The sequence below is a fragment of the Streptomyces sp. NRRL S-340 genome (assembly GCF_000720185.1).
In the GTDB taxonomy this organism is placed as follows: Bacteria; Actinomycetota; Actinomycetes; order Streptomycetales; family Streptomycetaceae; genus Streptomyces.
Genome location: NZ_JOIY01000075.1, coordinates 1 through 16678 on the forward strand (window position 1 = coordinate 1; position 16678 = coordinate 16678).

Annotated in this window: 13 protein-coding genes and 1 pseudogene; 6 read left to right on the forward strand and 8 right to left on the reverse strand. The window is 67.4% G+C overall.

Features of this window, described 5'->3' with window-relative positions; translation table 11 throughout:
- Nucleotides 1-572: 572 nt before the first annotated feature.
- Nucleotides 573-731 (forward strand): hypothetical protein, encoded by a 159-nt coding sequence (locus tag IG64_RS41385; RefSeq protein WP_158771744.1) that lies wholly within the window; start codon nucleotides 573-575, stop codon nucleotides 729-731.
- Between the two features lie 646 nt (nucleotides 732-1377).
- Here the strand turns inward: IG64_RS41385 and IG64_RS36435 are convergent.
- Nucleotides 1378-1632, reverse strand: coding sequence for a hypothetical protein (locus IG64_RS36435; protein WP_051813793.1), 255 nt, complete (start codon nucleotides 1630-1632; stop codon nucleotides 1378-1380).
- A 390-nt stretch (nucleotides 1633-2022) separates the two neighbouring features.
- Nucleotides 2023-2394 carry a hypothetical protein gene (locus IG64_RS36440; protein ID WP_037864642.1) on the reverse strand — a complete coding sequence of 124 codons (372 nt, stop codon included), beginning with the start codon at nucleotides 2392-2394 and terminating at the stop codon, nucleotides 2023-2025.
- 404 nt (nucleotides 2395-2798) lie between these two features.
- On the opposite strand from IG64_RS36440, the gene IG64_RS42740 reads away from it, so the two are divergent.
- A complete protein-coding gene (locus tag IG64_RS42740; RefSeq protein WP_234438737.1) occupies nucleotides 2799-3512 on the forward strand; it encodes a hypothetical protein in 714 nt (237 codons plus the stop codon).
- 221 nt (nucleotides 3513-3733) lie between these two features.
- On the opposite strand, the gene IG64_RS36450 is transcribed toward IG64_RS42740, so the two are convergent.
- From IG64_RS36450 to IG64_RS43150, 4 genes are all read right to left on the reverse strand, one after another.
- The gene (locus tag IG64_RS36450; protein WP_051813795.1) at nucleotides 3734-4108 is read right to left on the reverse strand and encodes a hypothetical protein; all 375 of its coding nucleotides are present in this window, start codon (nucleotides 4106-4108) and stop codon (nucleotides 3734-3736) included.
- Nucleotides 4109-4282: 174 nt separating this feature from the next.
- A complete protein-coding gene (locus IG64_RS41785; protein WP_199811731.1) occupies nucleotides 4283-4375 on the reverse strand; it encodes a helix-turn-helix domain-containing protein in 93 nt (30 codons plus the stop codon).
- A 676-nt stretch (nucleotides 4376-5051) separates the two neighbouring features.
- Nucleotides 5052-5420, reverse strand: coding sequence for a hypothetical protein (locus tag IG64_RS36460; protein ID WP_234438738.1), 369 nt, complete (start codon nucleotides 5418-5420; stop codon nucleotides 5052-5054).
- Nucleotides 5421-5683: 263 nt separating this feature from the next.
- Nucleotides 5684-6640: a hypothetical protein gene (locus IG64_RS43150; protein WP_324609603.1), complete on the reverse strand. Its 957-nt coding sequence runs from the start codon at nucleotides 6638-6640 to the stop codon at nucleotides 5684-5686.
- A gap of 1951 nt (nucleotides 6641-8591) precedes the next feature.
- On the opposite strand from IG64_RS43150, the gene IG64_RS36475 reads away from it, so the two are divergent.
- From IG64_RS36475 to IG64_RS36490, 4 genes are all read left to right on the forward strand, one after another.
- Nucleotides 8592-8957, forward strand: coding sequence for a helicase (locus IG64_RS36475; protein ID WP_234438739.1), 366 nt, complete (start codon nucleotides 8592-8594; stop codon nucleotides 8955-8957).
- 598 nt (nucleotides 8958-9555) lie between these two features.
- Nucleotides 9556-11202, forward strand: a complete 1647-nt coding sequence (locus IG64_RS36480; RefSeq protein ID WP_267883428.1) for an FG-GAP repeat domain-containing protein — start codon at nucleotides 9556-9558, stop codon at nucleotides 11200-11202.
- A gap of 372 nt (nucleotides 11203-11574) precedes the next feature.
- On the forward strand, nucleotides 11575-15399 hold the full coding sequence (locus IG64_RS36485) for a hypothetical protein (protein WP_158771747.1): 3825 nt from the start codon (nucleotides 11575-11577) through the stop codon (nucleotides 15397-15399).
- A gap of 4 nt (nucleotides 15400-15403) precedes the next feature.
- Nucleotides 15404-15871, forward strand: a complete 468-nt coding sequence (locus tag IG64_RS36490; protein ID WP_037864646.1) for a hypothetical protein — start codon at nucleotides 15404-15406, stop codon at nucleotides 15869-15871.
- Between the two features lie 202 nt (nucleotides 15872-16073).
- Here the strand turns inward: IG64_RS36490 and IG64_RS36495 are convergent, their stop codons facing one another.
- Nucleotides 16074-16310 carry a DUF6924 domain-containing protein gene (locus tag IG64_RS36495; protein ID WP_037864647.1) on the reverse strand — a complete coding sequence of 79 codons (237 nt, stop codon included), beginning with the start codon at nucleotides 16308-16310 and terminating at the stop codon, nucleotides 16074-16076.
- A gap of 55 nt (nucleotides 16311-16365) precedes the next feature.
- Nucleotides 16366-16650 (reverse strand): annotated as a pseudogene (locus IG64_RS43430) (hypothetical protein); the annotation flags it as partial.
- Nucleotides 16651-16678 lie beyond the last annotated feature (28 nt).

Below are 16678 nucleotides of genomic sequence, written 5' to 3' on the forward strand. Positions count from 1 at the left end.
CCGCAATTCCAAATTCCGGCTCCGCCGAAATTACCGGGGCAACTCCGTTGCCCCGGGCCCGAATTCGCTCCGCGATTCGGGCCAGAACGGGATTCGCTCCGCGAATCCCTCGGGCTGGCTGCATAGGGGTGAGGCAGTTTTCTGTCCCCTTCTTGCATTCCTGATGGGACGTCAGTAACAGCACGCTCCGGCCTGTTATCGCTCCCCCGGATCCGGGCTCGCTAGAATAGGGCCTCACTTTAAGGATCGTGAAGGATGTAGCACAAGGGCTAAGGAAGCAAAAAACTATGGAACTTCCAAGAGATCGCCTCCCTCCTCCGTGGGCGCGAGGAGTCTCGGGGAGATAGAGGTCGGCTCGTTCCATCAGGCCAGACCAGCCCAGTTCAGCCTCCAGGACCGTAGGAGAGGGAGCGCCGCTCAGGTGAACCCTGGCGGCCCGCCTGGGTGCTGAGGCCCCCCGATCAATGCCAGGTGGTCTGGCTTTTGTTCTGCCGAACAGTGCGTCAACTCCAGCTTAGGGCTTTCCTTTGATGCTGCATCAATGGCCTTGCTTTTATGCCACAATAACGTCCATGTCGAAGAAGGACGTGTGGGTTCGGATCGATGGCAAGACCTTCACTGCCGGCACTATCAAGCAGATAGACGACAGCGAACCCCGCCACCTCCAAGTCAAGGTGACTGGCGAACGGGAGTCTTTGAGAATTCGCGGTCGTGTTCCCATCCCGGGATGATGGATTGAACGACGAGGAGCGGCGGCGTTACTCCGATTCCACACTGCCTGTGGTTGTCGCGCAGGGGCTCCTCGACGCGATCGCGTCCTGTGCGGCGGACGGCGGGCACTAGTTGCTCAGTTTCGCCAACAACTCCACTTGTACGGAGGCGAGTTGGGTGCGCAGCGGGTTGGGCAAGGGTGGGCTGCCGCCGCAGCGGCGTGTGCATGTGGGGTCTTCGGTCACTGCGAGCGCGGAGGAGTCGGCCTCTGCGTCCGGGGGCGAGGGCGGATCGGATGTGATGCCGGCGGGTGAGCGTGCGCTGCTTGCTCTCGGGTACCGGCGGGACAGTCATCGTCAGTGGCATCTGGATGAGCGGGAGCGGGAGCGAATGCTTGCCCGGGTGCCTGAGCACTGGCGCGTGCCCGGTAGGCCGTCCGCGGAGCCTGGTGCGGCGGCCTGTGGCGGAGAGGTGGCCTAGTGAGCGATGAGCAGCGTTGTGGGGCCAAGCACGGAGGCCTCGGGCGGATCTGCGTACTCCGGGAGGGCCATGTGGGACTGCATCGTGGTCACAGTCCTGCTGGCGTCTTCGCGTGCTGGGAGGGTGACGCTGACGCTTGCGACGGTTGAGTACTGACGGGATGCCAGTGTGCAGTTGGGCGGGTGGTCAGTGCGGTGAGGCGAGCTTGCTGAAGACCCAGCGGAGGACTTCCTGGTCGACGCGGGGGCGGCCGGTGCGATCCAGGGCAGTGTGGGTGAGGGCGGTCAGACGGGCCCAGTTGCGGAAGTTACCGTGCGCGGCGCGGCTGACGGCGTAGGTGATGTCGTCGGGGTCGGCGTCGGCCCAGATCGGGTGATAGAGCGGGATCAGAGGGCGGCGCGGCGAGCAGTAGCGGCTGTCCGACCGCTTCCGGGTACCCATCGGTGTGTCGCTGGCGTACCAGGTGGCTGCACACTCCGGGCAGCGGAACCGGGGCCAGGGGTGCGGGCGCCCCTCCAACAGAGCCTGATACGCCTCGCCCGCGGCGTCGATGGCAGCCCAGCGGGCCCGCCGCACCCTCCACGCCCGGGTACGGCACCCGGCGCCGCAGTACAGCCGCGAGCGCCGGCTCCCCTTCGAAAGCTCAGCACCGCACAGGGCACACCGCCGCACCGCCTGCCTTGCCATACCCCCAGGATCCCCCGCCAGGCGGCGCCCGGCAGGCTCGCCACGAGGCATCCGTGGCACCACCGGTAGGCAGGCAGCCGAAGAGGGGCGGTCCCGGTCACCACCTGGTGGCCAGGGCCGCCCCTCTTCCGGTGAGCCGGTGGTCTACGGGCGCGGGTGGTCCCGGACGGTCTCCTGCGCCTGGGTCACAACCTTGGCGAGTAGGTCATCGGTTTCCGCCGGAGTGCACTGGCGCTCCTGGAACACGACCAGGCCCGTGGTGCTGTCCGCTGCCACCGCCATGGTCACGCGCGGGTCAGCGGCGCCCGGGCGGCTCAGGGCGTGGCGGCCCTGGTGGAGGACGGCGAGGCGGTCGGGGCCGGCTTCCATCCAGGGTGTCTCGAACGGGTCGCCGCCGTGCAGCTCGGGTGGGCTGGCGAACCATCCGGCCAAGGGGGCGTCCGGAGCGGTGTGGTCGATGAGGCGCAGCGCCCTGCCGTCGGCTCCGTCCTCGCCGTCCTGGACCTCGTGGGTCACGGTCGGTCGCTTCGTAGGTGACCACCAGACGGTCACCGGCCCGGTCCGGGTACCACGGCGCGGAGTCAGGGCGCCGTGCCCGCTGAGCAGTGTGTCCACCTCCCTGCCAGGTCCCGGCGTCGCTTGGCGGCCTCGGCCCTGCTGCGCGGCGATTCCAGCATGGAACCCTCCCCTCTGGTGTGCCGGGCCCTGCCGGTCCGGCGAGAACGGCACGAACCCTGACAGATCATTACGAGATATGCTAATATGCTCTGTTCTGGGCGGGTTTGGGGTGCAGGTCGCGGACACGCCGAAGGAGCGGCCCGTGTCACCGTGGTGACCGGGCCGTCCCTTTCTCGCGGCTCTCTCAAGACAGACGATCTGTCAGCGCTGTGCCAAAGGTTGGGTTGGGGCACACTCGGGTCATGACCCATGATGAGGCAGTGGACCGCCTGTGGCGTGAACGTGAGGCCATCATCCAGGAGGGGCACAAGAGGGCGCGGGACGCCCTTGATTCGTGGCCTGACGACGGGAGCCACGAGGCGATGAGTGGCCGGATCCACGCCAGCAGGGAGCTGGACACCGTCCGCTACAAGGCGATGACGGGCGAGCAGCTACCGTCAGACCTCGACGGGGCCGCTGCCAGGATCATGGGGGAGCGGCGTGCGGAGATCGTACGTGAGTACCTGGAGATGCTGAGAGTCCGTCTCGTCGGCTACCCCGTTCCCTCCCGTGTGCCGCCCCCGGGGTGGCGCCCCGTGGTCTCAGTGGACAGGGACGACGTAGACGAGGAATGGGACGAGGAAGAAGAGGACGGTCGCTACCGGCCTGCTGCCCGCGAGGCATGGGACGACGATGACTACCTCATTGAGAGTGCCGACGATGCACTGAAGCGTCAGTCGCAAGGCGAGATCATCAATGAGATCCTCGCGGGCGGAGCCGTGGCCGCCTCGTTCACCGCTGGTGCTGCTGTGGTCAAGGCCAAGCTGGAAGCCACAACCCAGCGTGAGAAGAACAAACTGGATGCTGAGACGGAGCGGCTCAGGATCGCATCCAACGAGCGGATCGCAGGCTTGCAGGCCATGACCCGCCAGCAACTCCCCGCCGCTGAGGCCGAGAGCGACGAACCCGAGGCATGACAAGACCCACTCTCAGCTTCACCCAACGCTCCCTGGCCGACGATTTCTGATCGGTAGTCAGCCTCGTGTCTTAAGTGGCTGGCATGCCGAAGGGGCGGCCCGGGTCACCGTGGTGGCCGGGCCGCCCCTTCGGCATGGCGCTGCGGGTCAGACGCCGAGGAGGCGCCCGGCTTGTGCGATCAGGTGCTCATCGGCAGCCAGGGAGGCCTCCCGGGCTGTGGTCAGGGTTTCAGTGCTGTCGGCGTCGCGCAGGGCGTAGGAGGCGCGTGCAGCCGCGTCCGCGGCGGGGCGGGAGGGCGGTGAGGCCAGGACCGCGAGACGGACGGCCGGGGCGGCGATGGCGGCGCGGTGGTGCGGCTGTGACGGCGCGCCTCGGTCCAGTCCTCCCCCGTCAGGCGCAGGGTTTCCCGGTGCCGCATGGCGGCGCGGTGGGCGGCGACGGCGGCCACCAGGGCGGCCACGGCGTCCACCGCGTCCCGGCGGCGGCCGGCGGTCTCGGAGTCGCGTAACGCGGCGCGGGCCTGCCTGCCGGACAGCAGCCCGGACAGCAGCGCATCGGCGAGCGTTCCGGCGATGGAGATGACGGTAGCGATCACGACGGATTCTCCGGAGGTGTCGGGTGTCAGTCGGATGAGAGAGCGCCGGCGCTAGTCCAGGGGCTCGTGCGGGTCGTCCAAGCCGGCCCGGATCCGAGTTGACGGGCACCACACCGCGCCCAGCTCTGCCGTCTCGGCGGGGCCGATGCCCCTGGCGCGCTTGGCCCGGTGTGGTCAGTCGTCCGTGAGGACGTACCAGCGTCCGGCGTGCTGGACGGCGGGGAGCCTGCCGCTCCTGCACCACGCCCAGACGGTGCTCTCTGCCATCTCCTTCGCCGCTGCGTACTGCGCGGGGGTGAGCCCGACCGGCGGGCATGTGTGCCTGCCGGCGGAAGGTGGTCGAGGTACCGCTCGACGGGACCGGGGCCGCGACTGGCCGCGGTCATGGACAACACGGCACGCCGCGCGCCTCGCTTCGTGCGGCGCCCCCGCGCCAAGCATCGGCAGCGGGGCACTGGTTCGGGTGGTCACGGCTGTCCCTCTCAGACTCCGAGTACGGTGACATAGACCTCGCCCATGCCCGGGTAGCCGTCGGTGTTCGGGCTCAGCTTGAACTCACAGCTCACCGTCACGTCCTCGTCGCCGCGCGGGGGCTGTTCGGGTCACGAGTTGTACGGCGAGGACGCCCTGCGCGCCTTCGCCGCCGCCCAGCCGCCCACTGGTCCGCCGGCAATCGATCTCCATCCGAGACGCCGCCACCGGTCCCGTACTGAAGATCACGGTGACCTCGGCCACGCCACGGCGCCCGGTCAAGGAGCAGCCCGTAGGAGAGCCGGGGGGCTTGCCGCCCGTTCCCCTCTCCCTCCGCGGCGCAGAGCGGGGGTCGCGGCAACGGCGGGCAACGGCTCCAGTCGACATGGGCCGGTCCCGTTCTCACACGGCCATACCCGGCCGAAAGGTGAGACCCGTGCCGCAACGGTTACCGAGGACGACGCCGGTGCCGTCACGCCGGCACGCAGACTTCCTGGCCTTTCATCGTGTACTGCTCTATCACCTCGATGAGCGGGTAGACACAGCCCGCGGCGAGATAGGTGGTCCACACTTCCGTGCCGGTGTCATCGCCCGGGAAGAGCGGGCCGTGGACGGTGCGGCTGTAGTTCGCGGCGCCGCCCGTCGTGTTCTGCCAGCCGAGCCGGACGTGGACTATGTCCCCCGCGTGCTTCCAGTAGCCGACCCCGATGCGGCCGGTCTGGCCCACCCCACCGGTGACGTCGATGCAGAGGTCACCGTTGCCCAGGTTGGTGCACCGCTGGACGTATGCCTGCGGTGCGCGGGGAGTGGCCGCCGTGGCCGCGGTCGCTGTGGTCAGCATGACGCCGGCGGCGGCACCTATGATGAGCCCGGTTCGGATGGATGCGCGCACGGAGCGGTCCTCTTCTCTGGGATGCAAGGGCGGCTGCCGTGAACCACAGCCGGCGCCTTCAGCATTCAGGAGTCCCCCAGACTGGGACAGCGTGTATCCGGCCAACCGGGATAATGCCGCGATGAAGAGCCGTCGCCACAAAGACGAGACAAACCGACCGCGCCTGTGGAGCGTGACCAGGCTCCGTGAGGGAGCGAGACGACGCTTCCCTTTCACTTCCGCGCGGTGTTCGGGGTACGTGTAGAGCGCGGTGTGCATGGTGCCCAGGCGACCGGACCCCGGCGGCTCCTGCCCGTGGCCGCGCGCGTCCAGTACGCCGACCGGACCACAGGACACCCTGGCCGGCCGGCACGACAGGAGGCACGCAGTGCGGCAGCGGACCCGATCGCGCGGGGAGCGAACCTCTCCGGGATGCGGTCCATGGCCTCTTCGGCGACCAGTCGGGCTTCGCGAGCCTGAGCGAGGCTGATCTGCTGAGCGGCCTGCCGGGCGTCGATGAGGTCACCAGCCCTGACGGTGATGCCGATCAGGCGGCCGCGCTGCAGCCCGGCCGCATCCATCAGCTGACAGGCCACCGTGCGCAGGTCCTCGTCGTGGCCGGACGCCTCGGGCAGTCGGCGGGTTTTCTCCCAGGAAGCGCCGCCGGCGAACCGCAGGGGCAAGATGAGGGCCCGGGCGGCCTGGCCCCCGCCCGCGCAGCAGGTGGCCGAGTTCGACGACGAGTCCGCGGAGAGCGGCGCGGGCGGCAGCACCGTCGAGGGCGTGCCGGGCGAAGGTGCACCGCACGCTCGCGGTGGCGGGCAGAGCGCGGGGAGGGCCATCGACCCGGCAGCCGGACGGCGGGGCGGCGCGGACCAGCGCTGCGGCGGCGCGCCTCTCGGGCGTGCACGGTGACCGGCTCCGTTTCGGGGTGCGTTGGAGGATGCGTGCGTACGTCTTACGTGATCGTGCTGGCAGTCCGAGCGTCTCGGTGGCCTGTGCCCACGTTTCGGCCCCGGCATGGCGTGCCAGGGCCGAGGAGGCGATGTGCCGGTCGTTGTTGACGTGGGCGCCGGGCAGGTGCGCCGCCAGGAACTCTTCGTAGTCGCCCGGGTCGAGGCGTTGAGGTCATCGGCGATGTGGCGGCGGTGCGGCGGGATGGTGGCCGCCATCATCTCGTCCATGACCATCGGACGGTGCAGACGCCGTAGTAGGTCCGACTTGTGGTACCCGGGCCACCCGGTCCTTGGTGAGCCTGCTCGCCCGCATCGCGAGGTACGGCGGGCCGGAGTTGCGGTCGGGGGCGTCTACGACGGGTGCCGCCAAGGCGAGGAAGGCGGCGGCCTCGGCGGCCGTGGCCGGCCTCGCTCCCGGGTCGGGGACGCCCCCGCTCGTGAACCTTTTCCGGCGTGCGTGGCGTGCGTCGCGCACCCTGGCTAGGGCCTGTCGTCAAAGTGTGATCAGCTTTCGGTCCCGCTCTGACGGGTCACGGTCATCATGGGTTGATGAGTAGATACACAGAGGTCGTCGTCCTGGCGCGAAGAGCTGAAGAGGTCATGGAACCCCTGACTCGCCCCGACGAGGGCCGGGACTGGCACCAGTGCTTCACGCGTGTGGACGACGGCATGTTCGACGGGTCGCGCATGCCGTCCAAGGAGTGTTACGTGTGGGTCATCCAGTTCATCCGCCACAATTGGCGTGGGTGGCGAGCCATCTCGAGTCTCTGGCATGGCCGGATCCGCACTCCGTTCAAGTCCTCGTTCGCGACGAGGACGACGACTGCTTCGGCCTGTGGATGATCTATGACGGCAAACTGGTTAAGGTATCGCTGCCGCGCACCGAACGACAACCGTTCTCAGCGTCCGTGACCGGAGTCCTTTCTCGAACTGACCGTAGCACCGGAGAGCCTCTCTAATAAGAGGTCGTTTTCAAATGATTTGCGCCTTCTCCCCTGCATCAGAGGAATGCTCGCGCCTCTCATGTGCAGGGTTGAGGCGCGGCGCGGCGAAGGGAATCGGTGATACGAGCACCCTTTGGAACGAGACAGACTTTAGTGGATGAGACTGGCAATTCAGTCTCCCGTCGAACACCCCCAACCATGCAGATCCACCAGCGCCTCACAAGTCGCCTTTCGACACTGGGGCGAGTTGGAATGAAACAGACATCATAGATAAAAACGACCTCTAAGAGGTCGTTTTCGTCTGGACTATCCGTGTATTAGGCAATTTTCAGGCTGTCGGATTTTGGTGCTCGTGCTGCTGTAGATGCAGATTGATTTTTGCTGGTCGGGTGAGGTGACAGGTGAGGCAGGAAGTGACTCGTGCCTGTCTCATCCCAGGACGCGCCCGGTCTTCGCGGAAGCGTGCTTCTGTTGGTGTCGCTGTGCGCCTGGGGGCACTCGGTCCGGAGTGGCGTCGTACGACGGACACGCAGCACCCTCTCAGGAGTCCCATGCATCCGAGAACATGCAGGTCAGATTGGGTCGCGTGGCTCGGGCAGCTGCCGGGTCCAGGGCCGCCCGGCTCTCTTCGGGCCTTTCATCGCTGGGGGCCGGCGTACCGGTTCGATGGGCAACCAAGCGCTCCCTGATACCCACCGGATACAAAACCCGCTTCCGGCAGCGCGGCGCCCCGGGGGATCACGGCAAGCTGGTCGCCCCGCAGCAGGGGGGCAGGAGATTTTCCCGTACGGAGAGAAGGCCACCAAGGTCTACGGCTGGCTTTATCGAGCAGTAGTGAAGTCGCTTGTCGATGAGTTTGGGGGGCGCCCCGTTCCACGGACGGGTGGTGTTGATGAGTTTGGGAGGCACCAGGTCTCTTGCCAGGGCAGCATCGAGATGCTCCTGGTGAAAGGCGCTGGTCATGCCGCCGATGTCGAAGGCCGAGCTGTACGCGGCGATCCGGCGTGACCATCGCGGCGGCATGTCGATGCGGGAGCTCGAGCGCAAGCACGGCGTGACGTGGCGGACGGTTCGCAAGGCACTGGATTCGGCCTGGCCTGAGCCTCGGAAGAAGCTGCCGCCCCGGGCGACCGCTCTGGACCCGTACAAGCCAGTGATTGACGGCATCCTCCGTGCGGATCTGGATGCGCCGCGCAAACACGTCCGCGCCGGCGGCCTGCTCCCCCACACAAGGAGCGGGTGTGGTGATCGTGCAGGGCGAGGATCTCGGGGCGTGGGTGGCGGCGCAGCGTGCGGGGTGGGAGCGGCTCATGCCCGCGCAGCAGTACCTCCTGGAGTCTCTGGGCCTGGGGCCCGTCCCCGCCGGGGTCGAGGCCGGGGCGCGGCCGGTGGGGCGGCGGGACGCGGCGCGGGTGGTGAACCTGGCGGCGGCGCGGCAGTTCTTCGAGCGGGAGGGGCGTCTGCGGGTGCCTCGGAAGGCGGTGGAGGTGCTGCCAGACGGGACCGAGATCAAGCTCGGTGCCGTCATCGACAACACCCGCCGCCGGGCGGACAAGCTGTCGGATGAGCAGCGGGCGGAGTGGACCGCCCTCGGGATGCGCTGGTAGTCGGGCGGGGACATGACGGGGGCGAGGCATTCACCCACGATGGTGGGCCCGCCTCCGCGCATGCAGAGAGGGCAGGTCAGGCTGATGGGCGAGGTGTTTGTGCATCGACTCACCTCAGCTCATGCGGAGAAGACGATCAGTCACGCACGTCCTCACGATCTGCGCGGGCCTCACTCGCCCGCGCAGAGGACTCGAACTCGGTGCTGCGGTCCTACCGATGGGCAGCACGACAGAGAGGCTGCGTGCCGGGCCCTCATTGGAAGAGCGGGACCGCCGACTGTGCACCGGCAGATGCGCGGTTCTCAGCCTTCGCGGGGCTCTTAGTAAGGCGTTTTCGCAGGTTGGCGCTATTTCGTGGGGTCCTCCGGCCGAAAACGATCTCCAGGTTTCTGTGAGTCGTCTGTATGGTGCATGAAGATCCCGTGGAGATACGTGCACTATGTGAGTCGCCGTGTACCTGACGGGAGGGGGTGCTTGGTCAGGGGACGTCCCAGTCAGTGACGTTGCCAAGCACGTTGTTCCTGTGGGGGGATGCGCGATGGGTACTTCAAAGGCACGTATGCGTGGCCTTGCGGTCGTCGTGGCTGTTTCGGCCTGCATGGCGGCTCTGTCCGTTCCAGCCACAGCTAGCGATCACGAGCGAGGGCCGAGGCTCGTCAAGCCCGGACTTCCGCACTGGACGCCGCCGACCGCGAAACTGCCAACCGGCGTACGAGGTTCTGCGCGTGCCGGTGTGCGGACGGCCGGGTCGGTGACACCGCGTTTCGACGTCGACGGGGATGGCGTGAGCGATCTCCTGATCCGCGGTCTGGACGACGCCATGTACGTCAAGCGCTGGCAGACCGGTCGCGCGGAGTCCTACCCGCCCAACTACGACCTGCCGATCCTTCCGGACGTGTGGAAGGACGTGATCGAGCCGGGCGACATCGACGGCGACGGCGTGCCCGACTTGTTCGTCCTTGCTCCGGACGGCACCCTGACCCTGAAGCCCTCCAAGGCGTACCTGGGCAAGAAGGAATGGACGCAGTCGGGCTGGCAGAAGTTCAACAAGACTTTCGTGCCGGGCGACGTGACCGGCGACGGCAGGAACGACCTGATGGCCCGGACCCCGAGCGGTGATCTCTACCTCTACGCCGGCACGGGCAAGGTCGACACTCCGCTCGCGGCGTCGGTCAAGGTCGGCTACGGCTTCGACATGTTCGACCAGTTGACCGGCGCCGGTGACATGAACGGGGACGGATACGGCGATGTGGTCGCCCGCACTCCGGCCGGGGACCTCTACTTCTACGCCGGCACCGGCGACGCCTCGGCGCCCTTGAAAGCCCGAGTGAAGGCCGGGTCCGGGTGGGGCGACTACAACCAGATCCTCGCCCTGGACAACAGCTCCGGCCACGTCGACCTGGTCGCCCGGGACGTCTCCGGCACGCTGTGGATGTTCCCCGGCGACGACAAGGGTGGCCTCGGCGCGCGCGTTCAGCTCGGTACCGGCTGGCAGGGGGCGACGCTCGTGAATTCGGGCGGCAACCCCTTCTTCGGCAAGGGCGAACTCATCGGCTGGGACACCACCGACACGCTCAACTATTACCTCAATCTCGGCAACGGACTTTTCGCCGGCCGGCTCCTCATCGACGGCGACATGTCCAGTTACGGCCTGACGAAGCTGTCCAGCGCCTCGTCGATGGACAACAGCTCCCGCTGGTCCACTCTGACCCTGGTCCGATCCGACGGGCACCTGGAGATCGGCGGCAACGACGTCGGCGGCGGGTGGAACGCGATGACCGCGTTCGCCGGCATCGGAGACCTCAACAACGACGGCAAGGGCGACCTGCTGGCCCGCGACTCCGGCGGCCACCTCTACTTCTACCCCGGCACCGGGACAAACGGCCTCGGCGCCCGCACTGACCTCGGCACCGGATGGAACGCCTTCGACGTGCTCGTCGGTTCCGGCGACGTCACCGGCGACGGACTCCCCGACCTCCTCGCCCGGGAATCCTCCACCGGACACCTGTGGCTTTACCCCGGCGCCCAGAAGACCGGCTTCGGGACCCGTATCGACATCGGCGGCGGCTGGAACGTGTACAACAAGATCGCGTCCCCTGGTGACATGAACGGTGACGGGCTCGCCGATCTCGTTGGCACCGACGCGGCCGGTGACTTCTGGCGCTACGACGCTGACGGCGCGGGAAAGCTCCACACCAAGGTCAAGGCCGGTACCGGCTGGAACATGCACAAAGCCCTCTACTGAAGATTTTTCCGCCTGCCCAGGATTAATTCCTGGGTACGCACAAGGCGCAGCGGTCGTGGCCCCCACGGACCGCTGCGCAGCTTTACCCATTTCGATATTACCCTGCCTTTCCGGAACTTTAAAGCTGTCGAAAAATTCTCTTCCGGAAACAGTCAGGTACATGCAACGATCTCCTCTGCATTGTCAGGAAAGGTGAAAGCTGCATTCCGCGGTCGTGCCCCGAACGTGGATTACCTCGGTTTCCCTCCCTGCCCTTCACGACAGCCAGAGGAGATACACATGGGGATACCCGACCCACCAGCACGCAGACAGACCCGCCGGTCCCGGCTCGCACGCGCACTCCACGCCACGGCGCTCACCACATCCCTGGCCGTGACCGCGACGCTGATGGCCACGGCCCCGGCACGCGCCGACGAGCCCGGCGACTTCCCCAGCGATCCCTACCAGCGCACCCTGCGCATCAGTCTCGGGGAGCAGCAGCGCAAGGACCGCTGCGACCTGAGCCGCGACATCCGGGTGGCAGGACCGATCCAGAAGGCGTTCGTTAACGACGTCCTCGCGGGTCCGGACGCGAATATCCACGAAACACTCCACTATGGAGAATCCGGCGCATATCCCAGTGCCGAATACCTCGACGCGGCATGGTCCGACGGTGAGGCAGAATCGGCGCGGGGGAAGGAGTTCCGAGAGCGTCAGGCGCAGCTCGACAAAACCAACGCCCCGTATGCCTATGTGAACTCTCAAGGGGGACGCCCCTACGACGCCCCGGAGTTCGGTGCCGACATCCTCGCCTTCACCTGGGAGGGCCGCGAGAAAATCCGCGCGGCCGTACCGGAAGACCTCACTCCCAAACCTTCTCCGGCCTCACTTTCCAAGGCTAAGGAGGCGTACTCTGCGATCCCCGCCAGCGCTGACGACTGGATCAGTAAGTACACCGAGCGGGCCGCCGACGAAATAGGCGTGACAGCCGGCAGCAGGGAAATCGGCTCCGCGAACGACATCGCCTCGTTCCTCCGGTTCGGAGGATTCCCCACCAAAGCCCCGGAACCGGACTCCCTGGAATTCCGCACCGAGGTCGAAACACTCAAAGCCGCCTGGGCCGCCTGCGACAGCGGCAACCCCGTCGACATCAACCGCGTCCTGACCGGACCGGTCCTGCAGGCCCACACGGAGTGGGAGGCGGAGTACTCCTCCCAGGCGACCCAGCGCAAGGACATCATCGCTGCGGAGATCGCCGCCTCCAAGGAAACTCAACTCGCCGCCGACTACATGATCGAGGCGATCCGGCAGTCCTGGCAGGCCGACCAGATCCTCTTCTGGCAGCAGTACTGGCGGGATCACCCCACCGCCCTGAACAAGCCCTCGCTCAACGACCAGAAGAACGCCACCCGACTCCTGGCCACCATCCGCGACACCACCTCGCACCTGCTCCCCGACGTCAACGCGGCCGTCACCCGAGCCAAGACCGCCGCGGACCAGGCAACCGCAGCGCAGAATGACGCGTGGGCCATCGCCGACCAGAACCACTACCCGCGCGGCCGCGGCCTGATGTACGCCGCCCAGTCCGTCCAGGTCGCCAAGGCCTCCGCAGCCGCGGCCCAGGCCGCCGCCAAGACCGTCGACACCGCCCTCAAGGCCATCCAGGCCAACAGCTCCAGCAGCCAGGCCTACTACTCCCTGGCACAGACCCAGTCCCACGCGGTCGCCACCGAGTTCCGCAAGGCAGCAGCACTGGAAGCCAAGGAGCAGGCCAAGGCAGCCTCAGAGGCCGCCGCCAAGCAGGCCCAGGAAGCCGCCGCCAACGCCGCGACCGCCAAGCAGGCCCGCACGACCGCCGAAAAAGCCGAACAGGACGCCAAGACCAGCGCGGCCGAAGCCAAGCGGCAGCGGGAGATCGCGGAGGCCGAGAAGGACAACGCTGAACGCGAACGCGACACCGCGGCCAGCGAACGCCAGAAGGCACAGGCCGCAGAAGAGAGAGCCCTCAGCGAGAAGGACAATGCCCAGCACGCCCGCGCATCCGCGGAAACCGCCGGCAGCACAGCAGCCGAGAAGCTGGCGGCAGCAGAAGAGGCCGAGTGGCGCGCGTTCGCAGCACGTGACCAGGCAGTCAAGGCCGAACGTGAGAAGGACGCTACAGCTTCCAGAGCGGCCGCCCTGGAAGCGGCTGCGGCAGCAGCCGAGGGCACCGAAGCAGCAAGCGAGACCCGGGCGGCAGCCACGGAAGCGCGTAACGCCGCCAACGATGCGGCTGGTGCCGCGCAGCGGGCACGCGCGGCGGCGAACGACGCAACGACGGCTGCAGTGAACTCGCGCGCCGCCGCGACACGCGCTGAGGGCGCGGCTGCGCGCTCCAGGTCCGCTGCTGATGCTGCCTGGTCGGCGTACCAGAAGACGCATGCTGCGGCGGCCACTGCCCACGCCGCTGCGGCAGTAGCGATCGACGCAGCGGCTGCTGCGCAGAAGAATGCGGACCAGGCCGAAGCCGAAGCGAAGAAAGCACAGGCTGCAGCAGTCAACGCCCGCAAGGAGGCCACCGCCGCCGTCGCGGAAGCTGCGAAAACCGCGGCCTGGTCCGCGAAAACCGCCGGCTACGCCTACGCGACAGCCCAGTACGCCGCAGGTTCCCGGGACGCCGCCATCGCAGTCACGAAGGCAGCCGATGAGGCGATCAGCCTCGGCTCCCCCTACCGCGAGACGGATTCCTCGGCAGCCTTCGCTGTTCTGATCGGCCAGATCTCCAAGACTCTCGCCGAACAGCAGGCCGCCGCGGCCAAGGCCAAGTCGGACGAGGCCGGCAAGGCGGCCGCCCAGGCCAAGACGCTGGCCGACAAGGCCGCCGGTGACGCGAAAATCGCCCTGCAGGCCGCAGCCGACGCTGCCGCCTACGCAGTGCAGGCGCAGAAGTCTGCAGACGCAGCCCGCGCCTCGGCGGCAGCAGCGTCCGCAGACGCGGCTGCCGCCAAGAAGGCCGACGCCAGCGCACAGAAGTACGACGCGCAAGCCGGCGTCGACGCCGTCTACGCCGGCTTCGCAGCCGATGACGCCGAGTCCGCAGCCGCCCAAGCCGACCGCGAGGCCACCGACGCCGAACGCGACGCCGCAAGCGCACAGTCCGCAGCCACCTCCGCCCAGACCGACGCCACCGCCGCAGACAGCATCGCCACCGCCGCCGAGTCCGACGCGGTCAAGGCCGAGACAGCCGCGTCCAACGCAGAAGCCTCGGCAAAGGACGCAGACGCGGCAGCCACCCGCGCCGAAGCCGAGGAGCGTGCGCAACTCGCGGCCGACAACACGGCACGGGCAAACGCCGAGAGCGTCGATGTCGGCGGAGATATGACGGCGGACGAAGAGGCGATCCTCCTGGCCCAGTGCGGCCAGGACTGTGTCGACCAGTTCCGCAACGCTCGGGCGCTCGCGTCGATGGACGTGATCGATTGGGTCAAGGAGAACGGCGCTGGCATCCTGCTTGAGGTTGTGGGCGTTAACGACGTCCGGCGCTGTCTCGGCTCAGGTGATGTGGAGAGTTGCCTCTGGGGGGTGGTCGACGTCGCTTCCTTGGTCACCGTGGTCGGCAAGCTGCCAGCGGTGGGCAAAGCCGTCGCCCGCGTCGCGGCAGGCATAGGCAAGTTCTTGGAACAGTCGCGCACAGCGAAGAAGACTCTGGAGTGGCTCCGCGCGATCATCGCGGACTACAAAGCCTCAGAGTGCCTCGTCGCAGGAGTCGCTTCGGCCAGTCCGGCCGGCGCTCAGGCCGTGGTGAGCAGTCCCGTCTACCGCACAACCAGCGGTGTCGGCGTGCGCACCGCAGGGTTCGGCCAGACCCTGCTGGCCGCGAGCGCCAAGAAGTTCTGCGGCATCAAGTGGGTCTCGATGGTGGACCAGGACTGGGCGGTGAAGGGCGCCCACATCAACCTGAAGAACGGCAGGGAGGTCCGCATTTTCGTGGACTACAACGGCAACCTGGCCGGTCAGGCCATCAAAGTCACAGCGGGCCTCGCCACTCAATCCGAGATCGACGCCACGATCGAGGCGGTCAAGGCCAGCTCGGCCCTGCGCGCCGACTTCATCGCCAAGGCGACCGAGGCGATGAATATCATGAACACTCCTCTGGAGAAGGGCGGCAACTGGGGCATGGCTCAGAATAGAGGCGCGGAGATGGCCCGGCTGATCCGACTTCTGAAGAAGCTGGGGTGATCACTTGCTCGGCGTCGACGCGATCTCACAGGCGCTCGTCACTGGATACTTCATCGGGATCGGGCCCGGCTCGACCCCGGCGGAGGCGGAGGAGCACCTCGGAGCCTCTGTACGGCAGCTGCACGGCCGCAAGCCGCACCGGCTGCTGAGGCTCGACTTCGGTCTCGTGGAGACCACGTTTACCGGTGAACCCGACTGGGTGTGCCAGTGGTTGTCCGTGCACACCCATCGGCTGGCCGAGATGCCCTCTCTCGCTGGCGAGTGTGCCGAAAGGTTCGATCTCGAGTTCTCAAGGACGGTCACCTGGGGACAGCTCTCGCCGGAAGTCAGGAGCAGCGCTGATCTCGTTGACGTGTCGCCCTATGCCGTGCGGTACCGGTTTCCTGCCGTCAAGGCGACGGTGCACCTGTCCGAAAGTCCAGAGGGGGACGAGTCGCGCCGGGTGATCGAGAAAATTTCGATCGGAGTCTGAGCACGGTGCGCTGAAGAACGCCTGGTCTGGGATTCCGGACCAGGCGTTCTTCGTGAAGTGTTCTTGCCGATCAGCCCAGCTTCGAAGCTCAGCATTGATCCCCTCCGAGGTGAGCATCGTCTGCCCACACTGCAGATCAGACCCCTCGCAGCCTGGCCCTTGGTGGTCTTCCGCCGAGACTCTGACCACCGCCCAAGCACTGTCAGTAGTGCTTCCCTCGGTAGACGCCGTCGGTGCCGACGCCCCGTCTCCAGTCGCCGAAACTCGTGTTTCCTAGCTCGAGGTTGACGATGAAGGAGCCCGCTGCGGCGAGGGTGATCCTGAACGCGGCGTCGTCCTCGCCGGGCAGGTTGTTCACAGCCAGCAACGGCCACCCTGCCGAGGCCAGGGCCTGCTCGTCGGCGATGAGGAGGAAGGGGGCTGTCGGGCCAGTCCTCATCGTCGCGTCCGATCCGCTCCTGCAGCTGGCCGGGCGTGAAGCCCCTGTAGAGGGGGTTGTCGATGACGGTGACCGACTCGTAGTGCTCCGAACTGCTGTCTTCCAGGGCCTGGAGCAGGCATTCCCATTGGTCTGGCTGGTCGTAGGACGTGCGGACCAGGAGGGGGCCAGCTGTCTCCTCGATCGTGGGGGCCGCCGGTCCGGGTTCGGCTCCGGTGCGGTCCCGGGGGATGATCTGGATGAGGAAGCGGGGCCTTTTGCCGTCCGTGGAGCGGTCGGCGGCGTGGACGCGGACCAGGTAGGGGCCCGGTCCCGCGGTGGCGAGGTTCTCCTTGCGCACGGGTGCGTATCCGCTGTCGCACAGGGCG